Origin of the sequence: Chitinophaga cymbidii, from assembly GCF_007992715.1 — a bacterium.
Lineage (GTDB): Bacteria > Bacteroidota > Bacteroidia > Chitinophagales > Chitinophagaceae > Chitinophaga > Chitinophaga cymbidii.
The window spans coordinates 1,408,157-1,434,012 of record NZ_BKAU01000001.1; the positions used below are offsets into that span (position 1 = coordinate 1,408,157).

At 53.0% G+C, this 25,856-nt stretch carries 25 protein-coding genes; 11 read left to right on the forward strand and 14 right to left on the reverse strand.

Annotated features, from left to right (window positions below):
• The first annotated feature begins 4 nt into the window (after positions 1-4).
• Positions 5-1,039, forward strand: coding sequence for a 2-oxoacid:ferredoxin oxidoreductase subunit beta (locus CCY01nite_RS05560; protein WP_146858584.1), 1,035 nt, complete (start codon positions 5-7; stop codon positions 1,037-1,039).
• 122 nt (positions 1,040-1,161) lie between these two features.
• Here the strand turns inward: CCY01nite_RS05560 and CCY01nite_RS05565 are convergent, their stop codons facing one another.
• Complete coding sequence (locus CCY01nite_RS05565; RefSeq protein WP_146858586.1) at positions 1,162-1,800, reverse strand: LysE family translocator; 639 nt, start codon at positions 1,798-1,800, stop codon at positions 1,162-1,164.
• A 15-nt stretch (positions 1,801-1,815) separates the two neighbouring features.
• Complete coding sequence (locus CCY01nite_RS05570; RefSeq protein ID WP_146858588.1) at positions 1,816-3,357, reverse strand: GH3 family acyl-acid amido synthetase; 1,542 nt, start codon at positions 3,355-3,357, stop codon at positions 1,816-1,818.
• Positions 3,358-3,444: 87 nt separating this feature from the next.
• Between CCY01nite_RS05570 and CCY01nite_RS05575 the strand changes: the two genes are divergently transcribed.
• Together CCY01nite_RS05575 and thiL are read left to right on the forward strand one after the other, a co-directional pair.
• On the forward strand, positions 3,445-4,215 hold the full coding sequence (locus tag CCY01nite_RS05575) for an inositol monophosphatase family protein (RefSeq protein WP_146858590.1): 771 nt from the start codon (positions 3,445-3,447) through the stop codon (positions 4,213-4,215).
• A gap of 6 nt (positions 4,216-4,221) precedes the next feature.
• Positions 4,222-5,250: a thiamine-phosphate kinase gene (thiL, locus tag CCY01nite_RS05580; RefSeq protein ID WP_146858592.1), complete on the forward strand. Its 1,029-nt coding sequence runs from the start codon at positions 4,222-4,224 to the stop codon at positions 5,248-5,250.
• Here thiL and CCY01nite_RS05585 read toward each other — a convergent pair whose 3' ends face one another.
• From CCY01nite_RS05585 to CCY01nite_RS05635, 11 genes are all read right to left on the reverse strand, one after another.
• Positions 5,251-6,915 (reverse strand): ArnT family glycosyltransferase, encoded by a 1,665-nt coding sequence (locus CCY01nite_RS05585; protein ID WP_146858594.1) that lies wholly within the window; start codon positions 6,913-6,915, stop codon positions 5,251-5,253. It lies immediately after the preceding gene.
• Between the two features lie 159 nt (positions 6,916-7,074).
• Positions 7,075-7,866 (reverse strand): amidohydrolase, encoded by a 792-nt coding sequence (locus CCY01nite_RS05590; protein WP_146858596.1) that lies wholly within the window; start codon positions 7,864-7,866, stop codon positions 7,075-7,077.
• A 71-nt stretch (positions 7,867-7,937) separates the two neighbouring features.
• Positions 7,938-8,396, reverse strand: a complete 459-nt coding sequence (locus CCY01nite_RS05595) for a regulatory protein RecX (protein ID WP_246129857.1) — start codon at positions 8,394-8,396, stop codon at positions 7,938-7,940.
• Between the two features lie 3 nt (positions 8,397-8,399).
• Positions 8,400-10,724, reverse strand: coding sequence for an ATP-dependent helicase (locus CCY01nite_RS05600; RefSeq protein WP_146858600.1), 2,325 nt, complete (start codon positions 10,722-10,724; stop codon positions 8,400-8,402).
• 98 nt (positions 10,725-10,822) lie between these two features.
• Positions 10,823-12,376: a M28 family peptidase gene (locus CCY01nite_RS05605; RefSeq protein ID WP_146858602.1), complete on the reverse strand. Its 1,554-nt coding sequence runs from the start codon at positions 12,374-12,376 to the stop codon at positions 10,823-10,825.
• Between the two features lie 80 nt (positions 12,377-12,456).
• The gene (gene rpiB, locus CCY01nite_RS05610) at positions 12,457-12,915 is read right to left on the reverse strand and encodes a ribose 5-phosphate isomerase B (RefSeq protein WP_146858604.1); all 459 of its coding nucleotides are present in this window, start codon (positions 12,913-12,915) and stop codon (positions 12,457-12,459) included.
• Positions 12,916-12,950: 35 nt separating this feature from the next.
• Positions 12,951-13,796: a twin-arginine translocase subunit TatC gene (gene tatC / locus CCY01nite_RS05615; RefSeq protein WP_146858606.1), complete on the reverse strand. Its 846-nt coding sequence runs from the start codon at positions 13,794-13,796 to the stop codon at positions 12,951-12,953.
• 607 nt (positions 13,797-14,403) lie between these two features.
• The gene (locus tag CCY01nite_RS05620) at positions 14,404-15,672 is read right to left on the reverse strand and encodes a hemolysin family protein (RefSeq protein WP_146858608.1); all 1,269 of its coding nucleotides are present in this window, start codon (positions 15,670-15,672) and stop codon (positions 14,404-14,406) included.
• A gap of 125 nt (positions 15,673-15,797) precedes the next feature.
• Positions 15,798-16,370 (reverse strand): guanylate kinase, encoded by a 573-nt coding sequence (gmk, locus tag CCY01nite_RS05625; protein WP_146858610.1) that lies wholly within the window; start codon positions 16,368-16,370, stop codon positions 15,798-15,800.
• Positions 16,371-17,681 (reverse strand): UDP-N-acetylglucosamine 1-carboxyvinyltransferase, encoded by a 1,311-nt coding sequence (murA, locus tag CCY01nite_RS05630; RefSeq protein WP_146858612.1) that lies wholly within the window; start codon positions 17,679-17,681, stop codon positions 16,371-16,373.
• On the reverse strand, positions 17,678-18,385 hold the full coding sequence (locus CCY01nite_RS05635; protein ID WP_146858614.1) for a DUF4290 domain-containing protein: 708 nt from the start codon (positions 18,383-18,385) through the stop codon (positions 17,678-17,680). Before CCY01nite_RS05635 ends, murA begins: the two co-directional genes overlap by 4 nt.
• Positions 18,386-18,504: 119 nt before the next feature.
• Here CCY01nite_RS05635 and CCY01nite_RS05640 point away from each other — a divergent pair, with 119 nt between their 5' ends.
• Both CCY01nite_RS05640 and CCY01nite_RS05645 read left to right on the forward strand, forming a co-directional pair.
• On the forward strand, positions 18,505-19,290 hold the full coding sequence (locus tag CCY01nite_RS05640) for an SDR family oxidoreductase (RefSeq protein ID WP_146858616.1): 786 nt from the start codon (positions 18,505-18,507) through the stop codon (positions 19,288-19,290).
• 203 nt (positions 19,291-19,493) lie between these two features.
• On the forward strand, positions 19,494-20,534 hold the full coding sequence (locus CCY01nite_RS05645; protein ID WP_146858618.1) for a tryptophan 2,3-dioxygenase: 1,041 nt from the start codon (positions 19,494-19,496) through the stop codon (positions 20,532-20,534).
• Between the two features lie 77 nt (positions 20,535-20,611).
• Here CCY01nite_RS05645 and CCY01nite_RS05650 read toward each other — a convergent pair whose 3' ends face one another.
• Positions 20,612-21,079 (reverse strand): Lrp/AsnC ligand binding domain-containing protein, encoded by a 468-nt coding sequence (locus CCY01nite_RS05650; protein WP_119077464.1) that lies wholly within the window; start codon positions 21,077-21,079, stop codon positions 20,612-20,614.
• Positions 21,080-21,544: 465 nt separating this feature from the next.
• Here CCY01nite_RS05650 and trmB point away from each other — a divergent pair, with 465 nt between their 5' ends.
• From trmB to CCY01nite_RS05680, 6 genes are all read left to right on the forward strand, one after another.
• Positions 21,545-22,255, forward strand: a complete 711-nt coding sequence (gene trmB, locus CCY01nite_RS05655) for a tRNA (guanosine(46)-N7)-methyltransferase TrmB (protein ID WP_146858620.1) — start codon at positions 21,545-21,547, stop codon at positions 22,253-22,255.
• Positions 22,227-22,436 carry a C1orf53 family protein gene (locus CCY01nite_RS05660; protein ID WP_146858622.1) on the forward strand — a complete coding sequence of 70 codons (210 nt, stop codon included), beginning with the start codon at positions 22,227-22,229 and terminating at the stop codon, positions 22,434-22,436. Before trmB ends, CCY01nite_RS05660 begins: the two co-directional genes overlap by 29 nt.
• Complete coding sequence (locus tag CCY01nite_RS05665) at positions 22,357-22,995, forward strand: MGMT family protein (RefSeq protein ID WP_146858624.1); 639 nt, start codon at positions 22,357-22,359, stop codon at positions 22,993-22,995. The genes CCY01nite_RS05660 and CCY01nite_RS05665 overlap by 80 nt, the downstream gene beginning before the upstream one ends.
• A gap of 17 nt (positions 22,996-23,012) precedes the next feature.
• Positions 23,013-23,456 carry an IPExxxVDY family protein gene (locus tag CCY01nite_RS05670; protein WP_146858626.1) on the forward strand — a complete coding sequence of 148 codons (444 nt, stop codon included), beginning with the start codon at positions 23,013-23,015 and terminating at the stop codon, positions 23,454-23,456.
• A 74-nt stretch (positions 23,457-23,530) separates the two neighbouring features.
• Positions 23,531-23,770: a 4a-hydroxytetrahydrobiopterin dehydratase gene (locus CCY01nite_RS05675; protein WP_146858628.1), complete on the forward strand. Its 240-nt coding sequence runs from the start codon at positions 23,531-23,533 to the stop codon at positions 23,768-23,770.
• A complete protein-coding gene (locus CCY01nite_RS05680) occupies positions 23,757-25,838 on the forward strand; it encodes a histidine kinase (protein WP_146858630.1) in 2,082 nt (693 codons plus the stop codon). The genes CCY01nite_RS05675 and CCY01nite_RS05680 overlap by 14 nt, the downstream gene beginning before the upstream one ends.
• Positions 25,839-25,856 lie beyond the last annotated feature (18 nt).

Here is a 25,856-nt window from a genome sequence, read left to right on the forward strand (position 1 = left end):
AACAATGTCAACTACAGCCATCCCTCCGCAGCCATTAACGGCCAAGGACTTTGCGACGGACCAGGAAGTACGCTGGTGCCCGGGTTGCGGGGATTATTCCATATTGAAACAGGTTCAGACTATCATGCCGGGGTTAGGCATACCCCGTGAAAATATTGTGATCGTATCCGGTATCGGTTGTTCATCCCGCTTCCCGTACTACATGAACACGTACGGCATGCACTCGATCCACGGCCGTGCAACAGCCATTGCTTCCGGCCTCAAGGCTACCCGCCCGGAGCTGAGCGTATGGATCGTAACAGGTGACGGGGACGGACTCTCCATCGGCGGTAACCACACCATCCACCTGCTGCGCCGTAACTTCGACGTGAACATCATGCTGTTCAACAACCAGATCTACGGTCTCACAAAAGGACAATATTCACCTACTTCCGAAACGAACAAGGTCACCAAAAGCACGCCCTTCGGCAGTATCGACCATCCCTTCAATCCCATGGCCCTGGCAATGGGAGCGGACGCCACATTTATCGCCCGCAGTATGGACCGCGACCCGAAGCACCTGCAGGAAATGCTGAAACGCAGCCACGCCCACAAAGGCGCATCGTTCCTGGAGATCTATCAGAACTGTAACATCTTCAACGATGGCGCTTTTGAAGTATTCACCGAAAAATCCAGCAAGCCGGAAGAAGCCATCTTCGTGGAACACGGCCAGCCGCTGGTATTCGGCGCACAGAAGAACAAAGGCGTCCGCCTGGACGGCCACCGCCCTGTAGTGGTGAACCTGGACGAAGGCTTCAGCACCAGCGATCTCTGGATTCACGATGAGCAGGATTTCGGCAAGGCGCAGATACTCACCCGCATGTTCGACGATCCCCGCATTGAAGGCCACCTGCCGCGGCCGTTCGGTGTGTTTTACCAGATATTCCGGCCGACCTATGATGATATCATGGAAAGCCAGCTGCAGGAAGCTGCCGCCAAACGTGGGCCGGGTAACCTGGACAAGCTGCTGGCCGGCAACGAAACCTGGACGATCCGGTAAGCCAGCACCGCACCAAACGCAAGGGTCATCCAGCTAACAAGCACATTACACATCAGCATAAAAAAAGAGAAAGCATTCCGCTTTCTCTTTTTGCATTTTATACGGTCACTCCGGTTAAATATTCAATGGGTAAAATTACCGTCACCAAACAGCACCTGGTACAGCAATACCAGCCCAAAGATGATCATGCACACGCCCGCCACGCGGTTGAGCCAGATCACGTTCGTCAGCGTCAGCTTGTGACGGATCTTGTCGGAAACGAATACTTTGAGGATATCAGCCGCCAGCACGAAAAGCAGGCAAACGCTGTACATGGTCACGCGGTGGCTCACGGAAGTGGGGGCATTCGCTACGCAAACGCCTAACCAGAAGATGATTACACCCGGGTTCAGCGAATTCATCAGCCAGCCGCCGAGCCAGATCTTGGCATAATCGCGGGTGCTGAACATTTCGGGCTTTTCATCGCCGGTAGTGATCTTTACTTTTTTGAAGAGAAGGCCGTAAACGCCCATGCCTATCAGCAGAATGCCGCCGCTGATGCCGATAATATTGGTGTAGGCGCCGAGGTTGCTGATAAAGGAAGTAGCGAGATTGCCCAGCAGCACAAACATGATATCGCTCGCGGAAACACCCAGGGCGAAGCTGATCCCGGCGCGGAAGCCATTGCTGATGCTATATTTGATAATAGCAAAGATGACTGGGCCAACTGATACAGATAAAAACATCCCCAATCCTAATCCGGCTATGATGGCGGCTATCATGTTTTCAAAAAACGGTTATGCTTTCACACCTGCTTTAGTAGTTAGAAATTGCTCCCAGTCGGTCAGCTTCGCTCCTTTCATCACCCTCGGGAACTTGTTCATGGCGCCTTCTTTTCCCTTGCAGCGCAGATAATCCAGGAACACCTGGTTGGGCAGTATCTCCACAAATATCTCTTTCAGCGCGGATGTTCTTTCCACGGCATAGTCGTCATTCACTTCGCATAACGTCTGATCGATGATCTCGCGCACGCGGGCGGCATCTACACCGGCAGCGTCCGTACCAATGTACCAGCGGTGCGCGAACAGGTTTTCATAACCGAAGCCTGCCACGGTGAACTCACGGATGGTGATCCCCAGCTTCTTCTGCACGTTGTCGATCGCCTTGTTCATGTTATCGATGCTCATATGCTCCCCGGCAAGACTAAGGAACTGTTTGGTACGGCCAACGATGGTGATCTCATGCTCCTTCACGGAAGTGAACTTCACCACGTCCCCGATCAGGTAGCGCCAGGCGCCTGCGCAGGTAGACAGCATCACGGCGTACTCCACATCTTCCACCACTTCGTGGAGCATGTAAGATTTCGGGTTGGGCCGTACTTCGCCGTCCGCGTCGAAGTTTTCTTCATTGAAGGGAATGAATTCGTAGAAGATGCCGGCGTTCAGCACCAGTTTGATGCCCCGCACGCCCGGCCTCGCCTGGAAGCCGAAGGAACCTTCGGAGGCCATGTAGGTCTCAATGAAGGTGATGGGCTTGCCAAGCAGCTTCTGAAAGCTGTCCCGGTAAGGCTCAAAGCTCACGCCACCGTGAATGTAGATGGCGAGGTTGGGCCATATCTCGTGTATATGCTTGACGTTATGGTATTTAATGATCTCTTCCAGCACGATCTGTACCCAGGCGGGTACGCCGCAAACAGTGCCTACGTCCCACTGGGGCGCTTTCCTGACGATCAGCTTGATGCGCTGCTCCCAGTTGGGTTTGCGGGAAATGCTGCCGCCGGGCTTGTAAAAACGGCGGAACCATTTGGGGATGTTCTTGGCCTGGATGCCGCTCATATCGCCCTCGTAGTAATCGCCTTTCTCGAAGAGGGAAGTGGTGCCGCCCAGCATCAGGATGCCTTTCTCGAACGATTTGGGGGGAACGTTGAAGTTCACCATGGAGTACAGCTGCTTCACGCCCACTTTTTTCACGTTCCGGAGCATGTCCCGCGTAACGGGGATGTGCTTGCTGGCGGATTCGGAAGTACCGGAGCTAAGGGCAAAGTACTTGATCTTTTCGGGCCAGCTTACGTTCGCCACCCCGTCCAGGCACTTGTACCACCACTCCGCGTGCATCTTGTTGTAGTTATGCACCGGTACTTTCTGCCGGAACTGGCTTACCCAGTTAGGGCTGTTCAACATCTGCTCGTATCCATAATGCGCGCCAAACTGGGTATGTTTGGCTTTCTCCATTAACCGCCGCAAAACCTGCAACTGGTATTGCCGTGGCGTCCCTAACTTGAACGTGAATTGCTTTCTTATCCGCAGGGATCTGGAAATTAGACTACCAATGATGGCCATTAACTGCGATTCTTGTTTTAAAATGCAAAAATAGCTAATTCGTATGTAATTAAACGGGAAGTTACCGAAGCTTCGTAACTTAGCGCCATGCTAAAATCAACGTTACTCAAAGCTACACAAGCCGGTGCAAAAGTTTTACAGGAATATTTTAACGGTACTTTCACAATTTCCCACAAAGATACCATCAACAACCTGGTGACCGAAGCCGATAAAAAAGCCGAAGAAGCGATTATAGCCGCCATCAGGGAAGACTACCCCGACCATTATATCCTCAGCGAGGAAATCGGCGAGCTCCGCCAGGATTCTACCATCAAATGGATCATAGACCCGATCGACGGCACGGTGAATTTCGCGCATGGCATTCCCCTTTGCTGCGTGAGCATAGGCGTGGAGCAGGATGGCGAAATGATCCTCGGAGCGGTCTACAACCCCCTGATGAACGAGCTGTTCTTTGCCCAGAAAGGCTTTGGCGCAACGTTGAACGACAAGCGCATCAGTGTTTCCGCGAAAACGAGCATGTCCAACGCCTGCCTGGTGACCGGCTTCCCTTACAACTGGGAAGAAACGGCCAATAACCCGCTCAACGTCTTTGAGCGCTTTATCCGCCAGGGGCTGCCGGTGCGCCGCCTCGGCTCCGCGGCGATCGACCTCTGCTGGGTGGCCTGCGGCCGCTTCGACGGGTTCTGGGAACATCACCTCAACCCCTGGGATTCCGCAGCCGGCTACCTCATTGTGCAGGAAGCGGGCGGCCGGGTAACCGACTTCAGCGGCAACGCCTACTCCCCTTACCAGAAAAAGATCCTGGCCACCAACGGCCATATTCACGCAGACCTGCTGAAAGAGATCAACAGTATTTAAACGACCATGGAAGAAAGAACAGAAATCAACGACCTCGGGGAATTCGGCCTCATCGAATACCTGACCCGCAATATCGAGATCAACAACGCCGGCACCATTCTCGGTGTAGGCGACGATGCCGCCGTGATCGACCACTTCGGCAAGCAAACCGTCGTTTCAACGGACATGCTGGTGGAAGGCATTCACTTCGACCTGATGTATACGCCGCTGAAACATCTCGGTTACAAAGCAGTGGTCGTGAACCTCTCCGATATTTATGCGATGAACGCCACGCCTACGCACATCACGCTCAGCCTGGCTTTCTCCAACCGCTTTTCGCTCGAAGCCCTCTCCGAATTTTACGAAGGCGTATATGCCGCCTGCGATAAATATAAAGTGGACCTCATCGGCGGCGACACCACCACTTCCCAGAAAGGCTTCGTGATCAGCGTAACAGCACTGGGAGAAGTGGCGCCGGACAAGTTCGTGAAGCGCTCCACCGCCGGGAAAGGTGACCTGCTCTGCGTTTCCGGCGATCTTGGCGCGGCCTACCTCGGCCTTACCATCCTCGAAAGAGAAAAACAGATCTTCCTCGAAAACCCGAACATCCAGCCGGACCTGGAAAACGAAACCTACTGCATCGGCCGGCAGCTCAAACCGGAAGCCCGCCACGATATCATTTCCTTCCTCGCCGGCAAGGAGATTATGCCTACCGCCATGATGGATGTCAGCGACGGCCTCAGCTCCGAGATACTGCACATCTGCAAGCAAAGCGAAGTGGGCTGCGTGCTGTATGAAGAGAAGATCCCCGTGCATGATGACAGCCGCCAGCTGGCGATGAAACTGGGCCTCGACCCTACCGCCTGCGCACTGAGCGGCGGCGAGGATTACGAATTGCTGTTCACCTTAAAGCAGGAGGATTACGACAAGATCACGCTGAACGAAGAGATCGCCGTGATCGGGTACATCACGGACGCCAGCGAAGGAGCGCACATCATTACCAGGGGCAATAACAAACACCAGATCACCGCGCAGGGCTGGAATGCGTTTAAATAATCATTCAACGGTCAGCTTCAAACCCTGGCTGTTATGCGTTGGAGGCAGTTCCGGCAGCGCAAACACCGAAACTTTCAGCGTATAGGTCCCTTTTTCCTGCGGCGCCGTTATTTTCAGCACCACGCTGTCCTGCTTCAGCGCATCCGCCAGCAGCAGGTCGCCCTGCTCCGTGAAATTCCATTCTTCGCCTTTTCTCAAAGCATATCCCACCCGCGCATCATTCAGCAATACAGGCGCGGTATATCCGTTTTGTACGCCCAGCTTCAGTTGCAGCGTTTCTCCCGGCGCGGCGTGAAAGTCTTTTTCTGCCGGCGCAAATTGTATGAGGGAATAGGAGAAGTAAGGGGAAGCGGTTTTCAGGTACAGCTTGCCCTGGGGACTGACCACGCTGTCCGTATACGCAAAAGCGCCGGGATGATTGGATACCAGCAACACATCTTTCCCCCACAACGATTCCTCGGTGTTCCAGTAGTTGTACTGGCTACGGCGGGAAAATGCACTGTTAAGGCTATACGAAACGCCGCCTGCGTAATACCTGTATTTGGAAGGCAGCTGGTAGCTGTTGAGAAACACTACGGGACGGCCCTCCGCCCTGGCCGCCACATCGGCCGTCCATTCCCGGTTGTTGTGGATCTCCGGCCGCACATGCACGCCGGGCATGAAATCCCATACCAGGTACACTCTTACGATCAGCACCAGTATCAGCGACGGCCAGAAAGTGACCTTCAATATCTTCAGCGAAAGCTCCTGCCGTACGATCGTCTGGTGAGCCAGGATCATCAGCGGCGCAAACACCATCACCGTCCAGTTAGCCTCCACACGCCCTTTGAACGTACTGAAAAGAAAGAACGCCAGTACACCCACCAGGCTGTACTTCAGCGCCCGCGCGAAGTTATTGCTCTGCACCTGCGAGCGGAAAGCGTAGTACAGCAGCAGCCAGCCGATAAGCGGACCGAAAAGCAATACCTGTCCGAGTACATAATCCAGCGTATAGCTGATGTCGTAGGAAGATGCATTTCTTTCTACAAGATGATATTGCAGCGAAGGAAAATCATGGGTATACTGCCAGTAAAGGTGCGGGAAGAACAGCACCGTGGTGATGAGCACCGCAATGTAATACCGGTATGCCCGCAGCAGGTGAAGATTGGCGATCAGCGTGAAGAACACCAGCAAGATGCCGTGGTACTTGCTGTAGAACATCAGCGCCATGCTCAGGCCGAGCAGGAAAGTATTTTTCCAGCTCTGGGATTCCAGGAAGTTGCGGTAGATATAGAAATAGAGGGTGGCGAAGAAGATGAGGGGAATGTCCGGCACGGCCAGCATCCCGCCTACCTGCATGGCGCCCATGCCCGCGAGGATCAAATAAAATACCCGGTAGTTCTTGTGCGGGATCAGCCTGTCTACCAATACCAGCGTGAGGATGTTCATCACGATCATGGCTGCACGAATGCCCAGCTCATTGTGAAAAAGCGCGAACCCCGCCTTGATCAGCAGCGCGATCATGGGCGGATGATCGAAATACCCCCAGTCGAGGTGACCGGAGTAGACCCAGTAATAGGCTTCATCGTCCATCAGCTCCGTGAAGGAAGCCTGGAGAATGGCCAGAACGGCCCAAACCAACCATACAAGGTTCTTATACTGGTCTTTGGTAAAAAAGCGGATCATAGTGCCGCGAAGTTAGGCAAAGTTCAGCGGGAATTCAGAGGCAGACGCTATTGAAATGCGATCATGGGAGGCAACAGGTCAACTCCGGCGCAAGCCCTTCAACCAGGCAGCCATTTTTGTCTTCAGGATATCAAAGCCCGTACCTGTTAAGGCGCTCGCTTACAGGATCATGAACTGGTCCGCATCCCGCATAAACGGGAACTTCGTCCGCAGCTCATCCAGGTGGGCACGGGAAAGGGTATAGGTAAACACATCCTCGTCATGCGCCTTGTGGTAGATGATCTCCCCGATGGGGTCTATCAGGCTGCTGTCTCCGCTGTGGTAAATATTGTTCCCGTCATTTCCCACACGGTTCACACCGATCACATAGCTTTGGTTCTCTATGGCGCGGGCCTGCAACAGCGCGCGCCAGGGCGTGCTGCGGCGTTCGGGCCAGTTAGCCACGTTGATGAGCACATCGTAGGCGGGCGCACCATTGTCCTGCAAGGTATTGCGTGCCCATACGGGGAAGCGGAGGTCGTAGCAGACGGTCAGGCAGATCTTCCAGCCTTTCACCTGCGCGATCAGGCGTTTGTCGCCTGCTTTATAATGATTATGTTCGTCTGCAAAAGCAAAAAGATGCCGTTTGTTGTAGATGCCATACGTGCCGTTGGGCAACATCCAGATCATGCGGTTGTAGTATTCGCCGTTCTCTTCAATGATCAGGCTGCCGGTGATGATCACGTTCTTTTCCTTCGCTTTTTTCTTCATCCACTGCACGGCGCTTCCATCCATCGTTTCAGCCAGCTTTGAAGACTGCATGCTGAAGCCGGTGCTGAACATTTCAGGCAGCACGATCACTTCCGTTCTTTCCTTAATGGAATCGATCTTTTGATCAAACATGGCCAGATTGGCCGGAACATCTTCCCAATGAAGGTTTGCTTGTATCAGCGAGACTGTTAAATCAGACATATCTTTAATTACTACAAAACGACACCAAAATTACGATCCCGGCCATTAGAAAGTTTTGAATAATTGCGCCTTTATTCTTCTTTTTTTGCGATTTGTTCAATGGCTTCGCGCGCCAGTTCCTGTTCAAAGCCCCTTTGCAGGAGGAATTGCAGGGTTTTGTACTGCCTTTTCAGGTATTGTTCTGACCGTAAAAGATCGTATTTCTTCGTGGCGAGCGTGAGCAGGGTGTTCCAGTAATCTTCCGGAGGTATGGCCGCCAGGGCTTTTTTGATGCAGTAGGCAGAGATCTGCTTTTGCTTCAGGGCCATGGTGATCTTCTTTTTCCCCCATTGCTGCATTCTGAACTTGCCGCCCGCATAAGCAATGGCAAAGCGCTCTTCGTTCAGGAAATTTTCTTCCACCAGGTGCGCGATGGCATTTTCCAGCTCGTCGCCACGGAGGCCCAGCTGCCGGGCTTTTTCCCGTACTTCTGCATGGCAGCGCTCCTGGTATGCACAATAATGGCGGAGTTTGAGGACCTCTGTCTGCATAATCTACCCGCTGTTCCGCACGATCATCAGCTTCGCATAGTTCAGCATGATCTTCTTTTCACCGCCGCCTTTGGGGAATACCACCGTGGCAATGCGGTTGTTCGGCGCGCCCTCGAGGCTCATGATCTTTCCAAAACCGAATTTCTGATGTTCCACGTCCATGCCGGCTTCCATCTGCGCCGGATCATCCGCCGCGAAGTTGGGGCTGGGCGTGTGATTGCTGGCGGCGCCGGAAGAAACGGGCTTGCTCACTGTTCTGGTAACGGGGGTGGACTGCTGGGCAGGTGTTTTCCGCTTGTCGAACATACCGCCCCAGGAAACACCGCCACCGCCAAAGTTGCCGGCGTTGCGCATGCCGCCGGCATAGCTCCTGTCGATATACTGGTCCGGCATTTCATCGATGAAACGGCTCGGCTCGTTCTGCTGCAGCTGCCCGAAACGGTAGCGGCTGTTCGCGTAGGTGAGGAACAGGCGGGACTTTGCGCGGGTAACGGCTACATAGAACAAGCGGCGTTCTTCTTCCAGTTCTTCGCGGGAGTTGATGGACATGCCGCTCGGGAAAAGACTTTCTTCCAGGCCCACGGTGAATACCACCGGGAACTCCAGCCCTTTGGCAGCGTGGATCGTCATCAGCTTTACCACATCACTGTCCTGGTCATTACCCTGGTCAGCGTCCGTCAGCAGGGTGATCTGCTGCAGGTAGCTGCCGAGGCTTTTGTCCAGCAGCTCGCCATCTTCCGTAGGCGTTTCGGTAAATTCCTTGATGGAGTTCAGCAACTCCTGGATGTTCTCGTACCGGGCAAGCCCTTCGGTGGTTTTATCGTTAAACAATTCCTTGACGATATTAGTGGATTTACCTACCTGCACGGCTACATCGTAGGCATTCTGCTTTTCCAGCTGCACCCGGAAGCTGTGCATCATCGTTACAAAATTCTCTATCGCTTCCAGCGTACCGCCTTTGAAGCCGAACTCGCGTGCGTTTTCCAGCACCTGCCAGAATGTGATGTTCTGCTCGTTGCTGTAGATGGTTATTTTCTCGATGGTGGTTTTGCCGATGCCGCGCACGGGATAGTTGATGATCCTTTTGATGCTTTCCTCATCGCGGGTGTTGATGATCACGCGGAGGTACGCCAGGAAGTCCTTGATCTCTTTCCTTTGGTAGAAGGAGATGCCGCCGTAGATGCGGTAAGGGATGGCCATGCGGCGAAGGCTTTCCTCGAAGGAACGGCTTTGCGCGTTGGTGCGGTACAGGATGGCGAAATCGCGGTTTGCATAGTGATTGCGCAGCTTCTGCTCCGCAATGGTGTCCGACACGAATTTGCCTTCGTCATTGTCCGTATTCGTGCGTATCAGCTTGATCTTGTCGCCTTCCGTATTGTCCGTCCACAGGTTCTTTTCGATCTGCCCTTTGTTCTTTGCGATCACTTCGTTCGCCACGTTGAGGATGGACTTGGTGCTGCGGTAATTCTGTTCCAGCTTTACCACTTTCACATCGTCATAATCCTTTTCAAACTGCAGGATGTTCTGGATGGTGGCGCCGCGGAAAGAGTAGATGCTCTGCGCGTCGTCGCCCACCACGCAGATGTTTTCGTGCACGGCGCCGAGCAGCTTTACGATCTCGTACTGCGCGGGGTTGGTATCCTGGTACTCATCGATCATGATGTACTTGAATTTGTGCTGGTATTTGGCCAGCACTTCCGGGAAGCCTTTCAGCAGCACGTACATCTTGTAGAGCAGGTCATCAAAATCCATCGCGCCGTTCTTGAAGCAGCGCTTGGCGTACATCTCGTATATTTTGCCAACAAGTGGACGGTTTGCGCGCTGGTCTTCCTGCTGCACGTAGTAGTCGTGCTGATATTCTTCCGGGCTCATCAGGCTGTTCTTGGCAGCGGAGATGCGGTTGTATACCAGGTTGGGCTTGTAATGTTTATCGTCCAGGTTCAGTTCGTTCACGATGGTCTTCACCACGCTCTTGGCATCGTCCGCATCATAGATGGTGAAGTCGCTCGGGTAGCCGAGCTTGGGCGCATCGCTGCGCAACAGCCGGGCGAATACGGAGTGGAAGGTGCCGATGTAAAGATTGCGGGCTTCGTTGCCGCCGAGTATCTTTTCCACCCTTTCCTTCATTTCCTTCGCCGCCTTGTTGGTAAAGGTAAGTGCCAGTATATTGAAAGCGTCCACGCCGTTACGCATCAGGTGGGCGATCCTTGTGGTCAGTACTTTGGTTTTGCCCGAACCGGCGCCTGCAATGATCATCAGGGGCCCTTTCAGGGTGGTCACCGCTTCACGCTGCCGCTCGTTCAGATCGTCTAGGTAGTTTGCATTCATCAATCAGAAAATTTCAGGCGTAAAAATACGATTTGAGGGGCGGATCACGAAACGGAATAAAAAAAGGCGGCATCGCCTGTGCAATGCCGCCGCTGTTTTTATCTTTCATTCCGGTCTACCTTCAGCCGGTCTTCCCGGTTCGCTATTTCCCAGGCGGTGTGAAACACCAGCCGGGCGCGCTTTTCCAGCAGTCCGTAGCTGATCTTGTCCGGCGTATCGCCGGCGCCGTGATAGTCCGGATGCACACCATTGAAGTAGAAGATGATGGGAATTTTATGCTGCGCGAACATGTAATGGTCGGAGCGGTAGTAGAAACGGTTGGGATCGTCCGGATCGTTGTACTTGTAATCCAGCGTCAGGCCCACGTTCTGATTGGCGGCTTCGCTGATGGGCCGGAGATCGGAGCTGAGCTTGTTGTCACCGATGATGTACACGTAATTGCTGTCGCTTTCATGTTCCTTGTCGATCCGCCCGATCATGTCTATGTTCAGGTCCGCCACGGTATTGGCAAGCGGGTAAACGGGATGCTCGGTGTAATACCGGGAGCCGAGCAATCCTTTTTCTTCGCCGCTCACCGTCATGAACACAATGCTGCGGCGCGGGCCTTTACCGGCTTTCTTTGCTTTCATGAAAGCTTCCGCCATGGCGATGACGGCCACGGTGCCGGAGCCGTCGTCATCCGCGCCGGGGTGTATCTTGCCGTTGATGATGCCGATGTGGTCATAGTGCGCCGTGATGAAAAGGTATTCGTCTTTTTTGTCCGTTCCCGGCAGGATGCCCATGACGTTGCTGGACTTTACTTCCAGCGTTCCTTTTTTGAATTCAAGGCTGCTGATGGCGCCGGTTGCGGCGGGTGTTGCGCTGCCTGCTTTTTTCAGTTCCGCGTCCAGCGTTGTGAACGGCTTTCCGAGAATGGCGGCCGCCATGTCCGGCGAAATGAAATAGGAATTGGGGATGTATTCCATGGTGGTCATCTCCTGGAAATACAGGCCCGTTCTGCGAACGCGGTTACCCGCACGGGCGATCTGCGCGGCATTGGAAGATACGATGAACACTGCTTTCGCGCCTTTGCCGCCGGCAGTGCGCAGCTTGTCCCGCAGCGCGGAAAGCGTTGTCTGCCCTTCTGTGCGCGGGAACAGTGGTTTCCCTTCCGCATTCCGCGGCTCGCCTTCCGCCAGCAGCACGATCTTGTCCGTCACATCCAGCCCCTTGTAGCTGTCGTACTGTTCATTGCTGATGCCGTATCCGGCAAACACTACGGCTGTCTGTGCGAAGGACTGGCTCTTGTTATCACGCAGACTGTTGTAATAATCCTGGCCGAACGTAAAAGACTTACCGCCTGCCTGGATGGTGCCGGAGGTGATAGTATCCTGGAACAGGCTGAAAGGCTGCTCCCACTTCCCGTCAGCGGCGGGTTGCAGGCCGGCGCGTTCGAATTTGCCGATGATGAACTTTGCGGCTTTGTATTGTCCGGGTGTACCTGTTTCGCGGCCTTCCATGTCGTTGCCGGCCACGATGTACAGGTTCTTTTTGAGGTCAGGGGCAGTGATGCCGGCGGCAAAGGGTACGGCGGCGGTGTTCGGCGCTGCAAGCTGCGCGCAGGCCGTTACGGTGCCGGCCAGCAGGCCCGCCAGGAGTGTAATACTTTTCATTGGCTGGATGTTTGGTTAAATTTAAGAAAAAAGGCAAACCGTTGATGTGGTTTGCCTTTCTATTATAAGTTGCTATCCGCTTACATGCAGGCGATCTTCTTCACCCTGTTTTCATGGCGGCCGCCTTCGAAGGGCGTTTCTATAAAGATGTCCACCATTTCGCGGGCAGTGGCGGTGTCTACAAAGCGCGCCGGGATGCAAAGCACATTGGCGTCGTTGTGACTGCGGGCCAGCCGCGCCAGTTCATCGCCCCAGCAGATGGAAGCGCGGATGTGCTGATGTTTGTTCGCAGTAATGGCCACTCCGTTCCCGCTTCCGCAGATCAGGATGCCAAAAGCATAATCACCGGATTCCACGGCCCCGGCTACGGGGTGCGCAAAGTCGGGGTAGTCCACAGATTCAGCGGAATGTGCGCCGAAGTCTTTTACCTGCACGCCTTTTCCTTCCAGGTAAGAGATCACCTCTTCCTTATATTCATACCCTGCATGATCTGATCCGATAGCCACCGGCAGCGCAAGATTAAAAGTTGTCTGTTCCATACCCTAATATTTTAAGTTGTTATTTTTTAATATCATCAGGACCATTCCTCCGCTTCCTGTTTTTCTTTCTCCCTGTACACTTTTGCCGATATAAAGATACTGATCTCGTACAACAGGTATAACGGTGCGAACACTAAAATCTGGTCTATCACGTCCGGCGGAGTGATCACCGCGGCGAGAATGAGGATCACCACAATGGCGTGACGGCGGTAGTTGCGCATGAAAGACGGTGTGAGCAGGCCGAGCTTGGTGAGGAAATACACCAGGATCGGCATTTCGAACAGCACGCCCATCCCCAGGATGATCTGCGACATCAGGCTGAAATAGTCATCAATGAAGAATTCGTTCTTGATCACTTCAGACACGGTATAGCTGGCGAGGAAGTTGATCATGAACGGCGCGATCAGCAGATAGCTGAAAGCGATGCCCATCAGGAACTGCAGGCTGATCCAGAAGATGATGCCTTTGGAGCCTTTTGCTTCGTTCTCTTTCAGCGCGGGGCGGATGAAGCGCCAGAACTCGTAGCAGATGTAGGGGAATGCGCCCACCAGCCCGAGAATGAAGGCCGTCTTGAACTGCAGCATGATCTGCCCGGCCATTTTGTAGTTCTGGAAATTGATCTCCGGCGGAACGATGCACAGTTTGTCCCCCAGGCCCACTGCATGGCTGAACTTGCACATCCAGATGTAAGTCGGGAAGTCCGGGCGGGTAGGCCCGAAAACAACATTGGTCAATATCCAGTCGGTAAACACAAAGCCGAGAATGGCGACCACAGCTATTGCGATAGCGGATCTTACAATATGCCAGCGCAGCTCTTCCAGATGGTCAAAAAACGACATCTCTGCCTTGTCCTCGTTATTCGAGAAGATCTTCTTTAACATGCTATATATACGTAGATAATCAGGATCACAAATATAGTGTGCGCCCGGTGAATAGTGGTTCTAAAAAACGATGTAAGGTAAAATAAAAAGAGGAGGAAATGGAGAAGGGTTGGTACAAAAAAAAGAGCCAGCCCGAGAAGAATCAAGAGCCGGCCTTTCATCCATTGTTTGTTAACCCCAAAAAAGTTGAATTCGAGAATGTCTTTATCGCTACTGCTATTGTTATAACTTTTATCCTTTAATGGCAAGCTATTAGATAAGTGTTACGACTGTCACAGAGCTTTTAAATTTCTAAAACAAAAATAGAAAGAAATATCGTATTATCAATGTTACAACAAAGTTTTTTACAACCTTTTAACAAAAATCAAATTATAGTGTTACGGATCAGGCACTATGGTAATTCAATTCGTGTTAATTTACTACTACTGCCCCTTCAAAAACGATTTAGCACCTTATCTATTGTCCTAAGCCCTGTTTGAAAGGGGCCATTTTTTAAGCCTTTGTATTCCAGCCGCTAAAGATAGTAAAGAACTGATTAAATGCGCTAAAATTTCAGTTTTTTCTGCAATTTGTCTTGATTCTACTACAATTTTCGCGCCGGAAACCGCTAATTCAGGATTTTCAGCTTCACCATTTCGATCCTGGTATCGGTTACGTTGAGTATATCGAACTCGTAATCGTCGATGATAATGCGTTCTTTCAGCCGCGGGATGGTTTCGTAATGGGAGATAATGTAGCCGGAGAGGGTTTCGCTCTCATCTTCCGGGAAATCGAAGCCGTAACGCTCGTTGAGATAGTCCAGCTCCAGCCTTCCGGAGAAGATATATTCCTTTTCCGCGATCTGTTTCTCCACGAACTCCTCCACATCGTGCTCATCCTTGATATCACCGAAAATCTCTTCGAGCACATCTTCTATGGTCACAATGCCGGCCGTTCCGCCGAATTCGTCCACTACCCATGCAATGCTGCGGCGTTCCTTATTGAACTTGCCGAGCAGGTCGATCGCGCTCATGGTTTCGGGCACGGCGAGGATGGGGTGGATCACGGAGCGGATGTCCGACGGGTTCTTGAACATGTCCAGCTGATGCACATAACCGAGGATATTATCGATGTTATGCTCGTATATGATGATCTTTGACAGTTTTGTATCGATGAATTTGCGGTGGGCCTGCTCCATGGTGCTGCCGATGTCCAGCGCTTCAATTTCCTTGCGGGGGATGAGGCATCCGCGGATCTTTACGTGCACGAGGCTCAGTGCGTTCTCGAACAGCTCGGTGTTCAGCTCCTGGCCTTCGCCCATGTGCTGCTGGCTCTGGCGGATGAAATATTCCACGTCCACGCGCCCGAAGGAGGTCTTGTTCTCGGCGATGCGCACATTGAAAAGATATTTCAGTATCCATTCGGAAATGGATTCGAGCAGGCTGCCGAGGATATACAGGGGTTTGGACAATACGGAAATGGGAAGGGCGAAAAAGCCGAGCAGGGCTTCGGGCCGTGAGCGGAAAATGCTGCGCGGGATGAAAAAACCGAAGAACAGCACCAGCAGCGTTGCCACAGCGATTTCGAGGAACAGGGACACCGCAACGAACTGCGCCATTTCTGTTGCCGTCCAGATCAACGCCCACAGTGAATCCAGCCAGCCCGCCACCAGCATGCTGTAGATCACGATGGCGATGGTAAGGCCGATGAGGCTGGTAGCGAGGAAGCGGGCGGGATGCTCGTTAAAACCGGCCAGGATCTTGCCGGTAGCGCGCCCCTGCTTCTTCTTCAATTCTATACTTAGCCTGTTCACATTGGCAAAAGCAGTTTCCATCCCCGCAAAGAAGCCGGCAACAAGCACTACTATGACCAGTAAAACAATCGTATAAATATCCATCTAAACAAAGATATGAAATTAGCTGACACGGCAATGGGCTACCAGTTATAACCATTCCGGCGGCGGAAAAGTTCATTGCCGGAAGTGGGCCGGCCGTTCATGCTGGCGATCGTCCGGGTTGCGTGTCAGGGCTGCGCCAGGAAATCTTCCACCAGGGTTTTTACTTCGGTGTAAGCCACGTCCAGCACCTCGTTCACCACAATGTGATCGAACTCTTCCGAAAAAGACAGCTCATAGCGGGCTTTGCCGAGCCTTTCGTCCAGCGACGCCTGCGTTTCCGTGCCGCGCTCGCTGAGGCGTACGCGCAGCGCTTCCAGCGACGGGGGTTGTATGAAGATGGTGAGCGCCTGGCCGTGGTATTTTTCCTGTATGGACAAGGCGCCTTTCACGTCAATGTCCACCAAAGGATATTGACCATTCGCCCAGATGCGTTCCAGCTCGCTTTTCAGGGTGCCGTAATATTTGCCGGCGTATACCATTTCGTATTCCGCGAAGGCGTTCTCGTCTATCTTACGGTGAAATTCATCGGTAGAAAGAAAATAATAATCCCTGCCATGCACTTCATTTTCACGTGCGGCGCGGGTGGCGGCGGAAATGGAGAATGCCAGCTCCGGCATTTCGCCGAGCAGCTTTTTTACAATGGTCGTTTTCCCGGCCCCGGAAGGCGCGGTGATGATAATGATCTTGTGAGAAGCCATTTACACGCGCTTGATGTCTGCTCCCAGGTTGCGCAGGCGCTGATCGATATACTGGTACCCGCGGTCAATCTGGTCAATGTTATGGATGGTGCTTTTCCCTTCGGCGCTCAGTGCAGCGATCAGCAGGGCTACGCCGGCGCGGATATCTGGACTGCTCATGGTGATGCCCCTGAGCTTGTGCTGCCTGCCGAGCCCTATCACCGCGGCGCGGTGCGGGTCGCAGAGGATGATCTGCGCGCCCATGTCTATCAGCTTGTCCACAAAGAACAGGCGGCTTTCAAACATTTTCTGGTGGATGAGCACGCTTCCTTTGGCCTGTGTGGCCACTACCAGCACGATGCTCAGCAGGTCCGGCGTGAAGCCGGGCCAGGGATGATCGTAGATGGTGAGGATGGAACCGTCGATAAAAGTCTGTATCTCGTAGCTGTCCTGCTGCGGGATGTAAATATCATCGCCCCTGATCTCGAGCTGGATGCCCAGCTGGCGGAACTTGTCGGGTATCACGCCGAGGTGCTGCACACCGGCGTTACGGATGGTGATCTCGCTTTGGGTCATGGCGGCCAGGCCAATGAAGGAGCCGATCTCGATCATGTCCGGCAGCATGGCGTGGCTGCATCCTTTGAGGCTTGACACGCCTTCAATGATGAGCATGTTGGAGCCAACGCCGCTGATCTTTGCGCCCATGCTGTTCAGCATTTTGCAAAGCTGCTGCAGGTAAGGTTCGCAGGCTGCGTTGTAGATGGTGGTGGTGCCCTGCGCGAGCACGGCGGCCATCACGATATTGGCCGTACCGGTTACGGAAGGCTCGTCCAGCAGCATGAAAGCGCCTTTGAGACCGCCGTTCGATTCGAGCCGGAAGTAGTTGTCGTCATTATCATAAGCGAAAGCCGCACCCAGTTTTTCGAAGCCGATCACGTGGGTGTCCAGCCGGCGGCGGCCGATCTTGTCGCCTCCCGGCTTGGGGATGTAAGCTTTGCCGAAGCGGGCCAGGAGCGGGCCGGCCATCATCACGGAGCCGCGCAGGCGGCCGGATTTTTTCTTGAACTCGGCGCTTTCCAGATATGCGGAGTCGATGTTGTCTGCCTGAAATTCACAGGTGGCGCGGTCTTTCCGGTTGATCTTCACGCCGGCGTCGCCAAGGAGCTCTATCAGCAGGTTCACGTCCAGGATGTCCGGAATATTGCTGATCACGACCTTTTCAGGTGTTAATAGTACCGCGCTGATGATCTGTAATGCTTCGTTCTTTGCTCCCTGCGGTATAATATCTCCTTTCAGACGGTTTCCACCTCTTACTTCGAAAACGCTGCTCACTTGTTCCTGTTTTTGTATTTGTTGTGTTTGTTGCTTTTCCCGGTATTGCTTTTGAACTTGTTCTGCTGGAAGGATTTGCGCTTGGCGCTTCCGGAGCTGCCGCCGGAGGAACGGAACTGCTGCTGGTCCACACCCGGTACATTGTAAGAGATGTTAGGGCCTGCGCTCACTGCGCCGCCGCCTGCGCCCGGCTGGTATTGCAGCGCGCCCTGCGAGATAATGGCCAGTTCGGATTTGATGGCGTCGTCGTGCACGCTTTCTTTATGCCAGTTGGAGTAGGCGAGCTTCATGTAGTTGCCGATCACTTGCGTGAAGCCTTCCTTTTTCTCCGGATTTTCTTCTTTAATCGCCTTGTCCATCACCATTTCCAGGTTCTTGCCGAAGTGACGGTTGCGGGGATATTTTTTCGGGTACGGCAGGCGTTCGGGTTTTGACTTCAACGTTTCGCGCGTAGGGATGGGATAGGGTGAATCCACATCCAGCTTGAAGTCGGACACCAGGAAAAGGTGGTCCCACAGCTTGTGCCGGAAGTCTTCCACATTACGTAAATGCGGTTGCAGGGTGCCCATCAGCTCGATCACTGCCATCACTTGCTGCTGGCGGTGCTCCCGGTCTTTCAGGGTGAGTATATATTCGATCATGCGCTGGATATTTCTTCCATACTCGCGCATGATGAGGTGGTTGCGAGCGGTATTATATTCCATTTGTGTATTTTAAAAAATTCCGTAAAGTCATTGATTAACAGCCATGTGCCTTGGTGCGGAACGGCCTTAGGTGCAGTTAAGCTTCCTGCAAACCTAACGAAAAATATTACATTTACGCCATGAAACTGTCATTAGCCGGAAAAACCGCCGTGGTATGCGGTGGATCGCAGGGGTTGGGGTTCGCGTCCGCCAAGGAGCTGGCCTTTCTGGGTGCTTCCTGCATCCTGCTCGCCAGGAACGAGGCAACGCTGAAGGAAGCCGTGGGCCAGCTGGACGTAAGCCAGGGGCAGCGGCACGATTACTATATCGTGGACTTCCAGTACCCCGACAAGGTGCAACAGACCATCCGCGCTATTACCAATGAACAGGTAGTGCATGTGCTCGTGAACAACAGCGGCGGGCCTTCCGGCGGACCAATCGTGGCGGCCGAAGGCGGCGCCTTCCTGAAAGCATTCGAAATGCACGTGGTATGCAACCAGTTGCTGGCACAGGCAGTGATCCCCGGCATGAAAGCCAGCGGCTATGGCCGTATCATACAGATCATATCCACCTCTGTAAAAACGCCGCTCAAGAACCTGGGCGTTTCCAATACCATCCGCGCTGCGGTGGCCAGCTGGGCGAAGACGATGGCCAATGAGCTGGCGCCTTTCGGCATTACCGTCAATAACGTGCTGCCCGGCTCCATGACCACAGACCGGCTCCGCAGCCTGTTCAAATCTTCAGCGGAAGCCCGTGGCGTAACGGAACAGGTGGTTTCCGAGGAATGGCGGAACGAAATACCGATGCAGCGTTTCGGCGATCCCGCGGAGTTTGGCGCCGCGGTGGCTTTCCTCGCATCGCCGGCGGCATCGTATATTACCGGCATCAACCTGCCGGTAGACGGTGGAAAAACGCCGAGCTTGTAAGCGATCAATATTGCAGCGCGCTTCCGGAGTTTGCAAGCGCCGGGCGCGCGCAACGCGAAATCCTTGCTTGTTTTCTTACTTTTGCCGAAATCCTCCTTCCATGAACATCTGGAAAAACATCATTAAAAGTCCTACCTGACCCCTTTCCGGGCCTCCAGGGCCAGCATCTACATATTATACCAACCCTCTTAACCAATCGCTGTATGGACAGAAAAGACGTGAATTATGGTGAATATCTGCACCTTGATCAGATACTGCATGCGCAATTCCCGGAAAGTGACCGGCTGAATATGCCCGCGCATGATGAAATGCTTTTTATTGTGATCCACCAGGCCTATGAGCTGTGGTTCAAACAATTGTTATACGAAGTGGAATCCGTGGCCGGCATTATGAAAAAGCCGGCGGTGAACGATAATTCCCCCGAGCTGCAAACCGTGGTGCACCGCCTTTCCCGCACGGTCACCATCCTGAAAGTGCTCGTGCATCAGATCGACATCATGGAAACCATGACGCCGATGGACTTCCTCGATTTCCGCGACATGCTGCGGCCGGCATCCGGCTTCCAGAGCTGGCAGTTCAAAATACTGGAGGCCCGCCTCGGCCTGAAATTCGAGCACCGTTACGGGCAGGAATATTACATCTCACAGCTGCAAACCGCGCAGATCAACGCCATCCGCCACGCGGAAAGTGAAAAGTCCGTACTGCAGCTGCTGAACGACTGGCTGGAAAGAATGCCGTTCTTCGAAGAGCCGGAAAACTGGGCGGACTATCAGCCTGTTACCAATGCCGGCCATGATGCCAACGAGCATATTTTCTGGAACGATTACCGGCAGATATACGCCGGCAGCCTGGCCGATGCGGAGCAAAGCAACCGCGAACAGTTCAACAAGGTGTTCCTGGAAAATACCGGTACCGGCCTTTCCGCCAAAGCATGCAGGGCCGCCTTGTTCATCATGCTGTACCGCGGCTATCCTTTGCTGCAGCTGCCTTTCCAGCTGCTGAACAGCTTGCTGGAGATCGACGAGCAGCTGAGCACCTGGCGGTACCGCCACATGAATATGGTGCACAGGATGATCGGCACCCGCATCGGTACGGGCGGCAGTACAGGCAGAGATTACCTGAAAGGCGCGCTGGACAAGCATTATATCTTTGCAGATATCGCAAGATTAACAAGCTTTCTTATTGAACGTAGAAAGCTGCCGGGCCTGAGCCAGAAAATGGAGAGAAGACTGGGGTTCCTGTGACAGTCTTCCAGACAACATAAAGGGTGGCGGCAACCGTCATCCTTTATGTTGCTGCAGATTTCATACACGTTGGAATCCTATTCCACTACGTTGATAGTGCGGGTAAAGCTCTCTTCCAGCGAAATGAATGTTTCGGTGCGTTCGATCCCTTTGATCTTCTGGAGTTCGTCGTGCAATACGCGGCGCAGGGAGGAGATATCCTTGCAGATGATCTCGGCAAACATGCTCCATCCACCTGTGGTGTAATTCAGGCGGACGATTTCCGGCATTTTGCGCAGTTCCTTGGCTACAGCGTCGTACATGGAGCTTTTTTCGAGGAAAATCCCGATAAAAGCGATCACATCATAGCCGATCATTTTTAAATCTACATGTAATCTCGTACCTTTAACTATACCCAGTTCCTGCAGTTTCTTCATACGTACGTGGATGGTACCTCCTGAAACGAAGAGCTTCTTCCCCAGGTCAGCGTAAGAGATTTCTGCATTAGACATCATCTCACTGATGATCTGTAGGTCCAGTTTGTCAATATTCAAATTGTGGCTCATTTTGACAAAGTGTTTTTGAATGTTTTAAACTTAAATGCAAATATTTAAAAAATATCGAAATTTCCAAAATTTCCTTTAAAATATTTGCAAAAAATACCCCCTCTCTTTAGATTTGCATTATTGTTACAGACAACAAGCCATTCCAGATAGCCGTCCGGCGCCTGAAAGAAGCGGTAAGACGGCAGGCGGAATCCAACTTTGTGGGATGATGGAACTGGCAGACATGCCCTCTCGTCTCGGGGGTGAGGATCACGGGATAAACGTAGCGTAATGGGTTGACCACTAATCTTATTTGTGCTATGGCTAACTGCCTCGTGTAGGTTCGACTCCTACTCCTACAGCGAAGAAGCCCGTAAGTTACAACAACTTACGGGCTTTTTTTATGCGCGGCACCGGCCGTTTCTCCCACCATCTGCAATAGTATTACGATGCCATCTTGCCGGATCTTATTATTTTTGCGGCCTCATGGGACAAAAGAAATTACAACGGTTTGCAGAGATAGAAACCTTTCCGAACGTACTGATCTACCCGCAGGGCATGCCCGGAAAATGGGCGGAACATTTTGGCAACAGCCATCCATTGACGCTTGAGCTGGCCTGCGGCAAAGGGGATTACACCCTCGGCCTCGCGCGCCTTTTCCCGGAACGGAACTTCATGGGCGTAGACGTAAAAGGCAACCGCATCTGGCGCGGCGCCAAAACCGCGCTGGCTGAAAAGCTGGCCAACGTTGCATTTCTCCGCACACAGATCGATAAACTCACGGACTATTTTATACCGGGAGAAGTAAAAGAGATCTGGATCACCTTTCCTGACCCCTTCCTGCGGAAATCCCGCGCCCGCCACCGGCTTACCCACCCGCGGTTCCTCGCCCTGTACCAGCAGGTGCTGGCAACCGGCGGCACCATCAACCTGAAAACAGATTCTCCGCAGCTCTATAAATTCACGCAGATGGTCATAGCAGCCACCGGCTGCACCCTGCTGGAAGACATCCCCGATGTGTACGCGCAGGAAAAGACCGATCCCCTGCTGCGCATCCAGACATTTTACGAAGGCATGCACCTGGCAGACGGCAGAACCATCCGCTTTCTTAAATTTGTACTGCCCGCGCAGCCGATCGACTGGAAAGCGGTAAAACTGGACCTCGAAGATGAAGACACCGCTGCAGGAGAACATTGATTTCTATTACAACGAGCAGGGTTTAATGGTGCTGACGGAAAAATACCACCGCGACCGGGGGTATTGCTGTGGAAAAGGTTGCCTGCATTGCCCATTTGATTATGAGAACGTCCCCGAAGATAAAAAAAGCCGCCTCCGCGAAGCCCGCCGCCAAAGGGAAAACGGCGAAGGCCGCGGTTAGCAAAACGATTCCGCCCGTTAAGCGAAAAACGGCGGACGGAAAGTCCGCCGCGACTAAAAAGAGCGCTGCCGCAAAAAGCCCGAAAGTTGCTGCGGCGAAACCTGCTGCACACGGCAAAAGCCCAAAAGCCGCGGTAATTAAAACCGCTGCGCCGTCCACAAGCAAGCCGGGCAAAAAAGCCGCGGTTAAAAAAGCCGCCGAACCCAAACCGCTCACCTTCCTGGACACCGTATACAGGATCGTGCGCCAGGTGCCCCGCGGCCGCGTGACCAGCTACGGCGCCATCGCCGAGTCCGCCGGCATCCGCCTCTCCGCACGCATGGTCGGCTGGGCCATGAACGCCGCAGGCCGCGCAAACCCGCCCGTGCCCGCCCACCGCGTAGTGAACAGCAAAGGTCTGCTCAGCGGAAAAAACCACTTCGCCACACCCACCCTCATGCAGGAACTGCTGGAAAACGAAGGCATCACCGTTCACAACGACCAGGTGCAAAACTTCCCCACCGTTTTCTGGGACCCGCAGGAACTGCAAGGAAAAGGAAAAGCAAAAAAGAAGAAATAGAATATCTTTACAAGGTTATGTCTGTTCTAAAACTCAAGCTGGACCAGGAGCAGTTGGTGGAAGACTTTTTTGAAGATACCTGGCTGGCCGGCATCATGTCTCCCGCAAGGGATTACCAGCTGTGCTGGCAGATCAATCAGCAGCTGGGTTATGACCTTCGCGTCAACAACCTGCTGGAGATCAAGCTGACAAAGAACCGCCGCTCGTTTTACTTTACAGTGTTCGAATACCTGGAGCCGACCAAGTCCGCCGCCCATTACCTGTACAATAATCACTGCAAAGCAGAGTTCCTGTTGCCGGAGCTGAAGCATGTGGACTACATCTGGCTGATCAAGGGAAACTATTACCAGGCCGCGGATGTAAAGAACCTGGTAGAACAATGCAGAAAGGCCGGGCTTGTACAACTGGTGACGCTGCTGGATATGAAAGACATAAAAAACAAGATCAATTTGATTTTTTAGACAGGATATCATTATCATTATGTGGACGTAACCCTGAAGCATCCATTCCGTTATGCTCCATAAAACCTTATTGTATGTGGCAGGAAAAAAATAATCACTTGTTCCGTGCTTTCCGGTTCTCCGATTTTAAGGAAGCATTTGCATTCATGACGAAAGTAGCACTGGTCGCAGAAAAGATGGACCATCATCCCACCTGGACCAACACCTACAACCAGGTGGAGATATCCCTCTCCACACACAGCGCAGGAAATACCGTAACTGAAAAGGACCACGCACTGGCCAAAGCGATAGACCAACTTTATGAACCATCCTGACCGTTTGCTTTCCTTCCTGTTGTTCTGCTGTTCCCTGCTCCCTTTTACCGCTGCAACGGCACAAGACACGCTCGCTGTTGACTTCACCAGCCCCGTAAACGGCCGGGACCTCCGGTTGGTGACCGGTGTGTACCACGACGAGGACGAGGCTTTCAACATGCAGGACCTTGCATCCCTGCCTTTCGAAAATGATACGTCCGTTTTTCATCCGCGCAAGCGGCCCTTATACCACGTTAACAACATCTGGCTGAAGCTGACCATTAAAAATACCGGCGCTGCAGATACTTCCCTCTGGTTCTTTACCGGCTATCACGATGAAATGGAATGGTTCACCCCGGATGGGGATGGCGGCTATCACAGCCTCGTCCGCACCGGGCTGATGACGGACAACGGGAACGTGGAGCGGTGGGGGCATTATGCTTTTCCTGTGAAAGCCGCCGCGGGCGAAACGAAGACCTATTACCTGCACATCGTCAATCACCGCTACCGGGAAAACAGGCTCATGCCCGTATTGTACGACGCCCTGCATTACGCGGAGCACCGCCATCAGTATGCGGACCATTTCAAAAAAGAAGCCCTCGTCATCCAGATCCTGATCGGCATGCTGCTGGTCCTCCTCTGCATCACGCTCATCAATTATACCCAGCTGCCGGACCGCTCATCGCTGTACTTCGCGGCGTACGTGCTCGGGCTGATCATCTTCTTTGCATTGCGCCTGGAATCAAAGCCTTTCCAGCTTTCCTTTTTCCATTACTGGCCGATGCTTAAATATTACTGGGACATTCCGGCCATCCTGTTCTGCTTCTACCTCATGCCCTTGCTCTTCGGCAACATATTCCTCAGCCTGCGCGAACGTTTCCCGCTGATGGAAAGATGCTACCGCTATGGCGCGGTGCTGTGTGCCGTGCTGATCGTGCTGTTCCTGGGGATCTTTGCCCTGGGGGAATACCAGGTGCCGGCCATGATCTATTCCTGGTTCCATATGTTCTCCATTATTCCGCTCGGCATTTCGCTTTTTGCGCTGGCCCGCAGAACGAGGCATCATCCGCTGATCCGCTTTTTCCTGCTGGGTTCGCTGAGCGTGTTCCTGCTGTCCCTCTGGTCGTTCATAGTGCACAGGGAACCTGTGGGGCTGAACAGCATACAGGAACTGACCGCCCCGAATTATATCATCCTGCTGGGCATATTGGCGCAGGCGATGTTTTACGCGGCGGGGCTAAGCTACCGGAATAAGCTCGTGCACCAGGAAAGAACGAAGACGCAGGAAATGCTGATCCGGCAGCTGAACAGGAACAAGGAACTGCAACGCAAGCTCAACGAGCAGCTGGAAGAGCTGGTGAAGGAACAGACGACGGAAATACTGCGCAAGAACCAGGAGCTGGAAGAGCAGCGCAAGTTGCAGCTGGACGTGGAGTACAGCAAGAAGCTGGCGGAAATAGAGCTGAAAGCCATCCGCGCGCAGATCAATCCGCACTTCATCTTCAACTGCCTCAACTCCATACAATTGTTCGTCATGCAGCGCGATTACGAACATGCCCAGAAATACCTGTCCGATTTCTCCTACCTGATCCGTAAAACGCTGGACTTCTCCCGCCGGAACTTTATCTCCCTGGCTGACGAAATTACCTACTTAAATACCTATCTTGGGCTGGAGAAAATGCGGTTTGAGCAAAAGATGTCTTATGAGATCGTAATAGACCCCGTAATCGCGGCCGCCGAACTGGAAGTGCCGGCCATGCTGCTGCAGCCATATGTGGAGAATGCGGTGAAGCACGGCATGACGAATACAGACCACAGCTGCGGCCTGCTGATGATCCGCTTCAACGAACTGGAATCAGACATGCTGGAATGCGTGATTGAAGACAACGGCATCGGGATAGAACGCTCGAAGGCGTTGCGTTCCATGCCATCGCACCACCAGTCGTCCGGCATGGAGATCAGCCTCAACCGGGCGGAGCTGCTGAACAAAATGTACAACACAGGCATCCAGATAGAGATCATTGATAAATCAAGTAAACAGGCCAGCAACAGCGGAACCATCATCAGGATATTGATACCCCAGTTATAGTTGACCTGTGCCAATTAA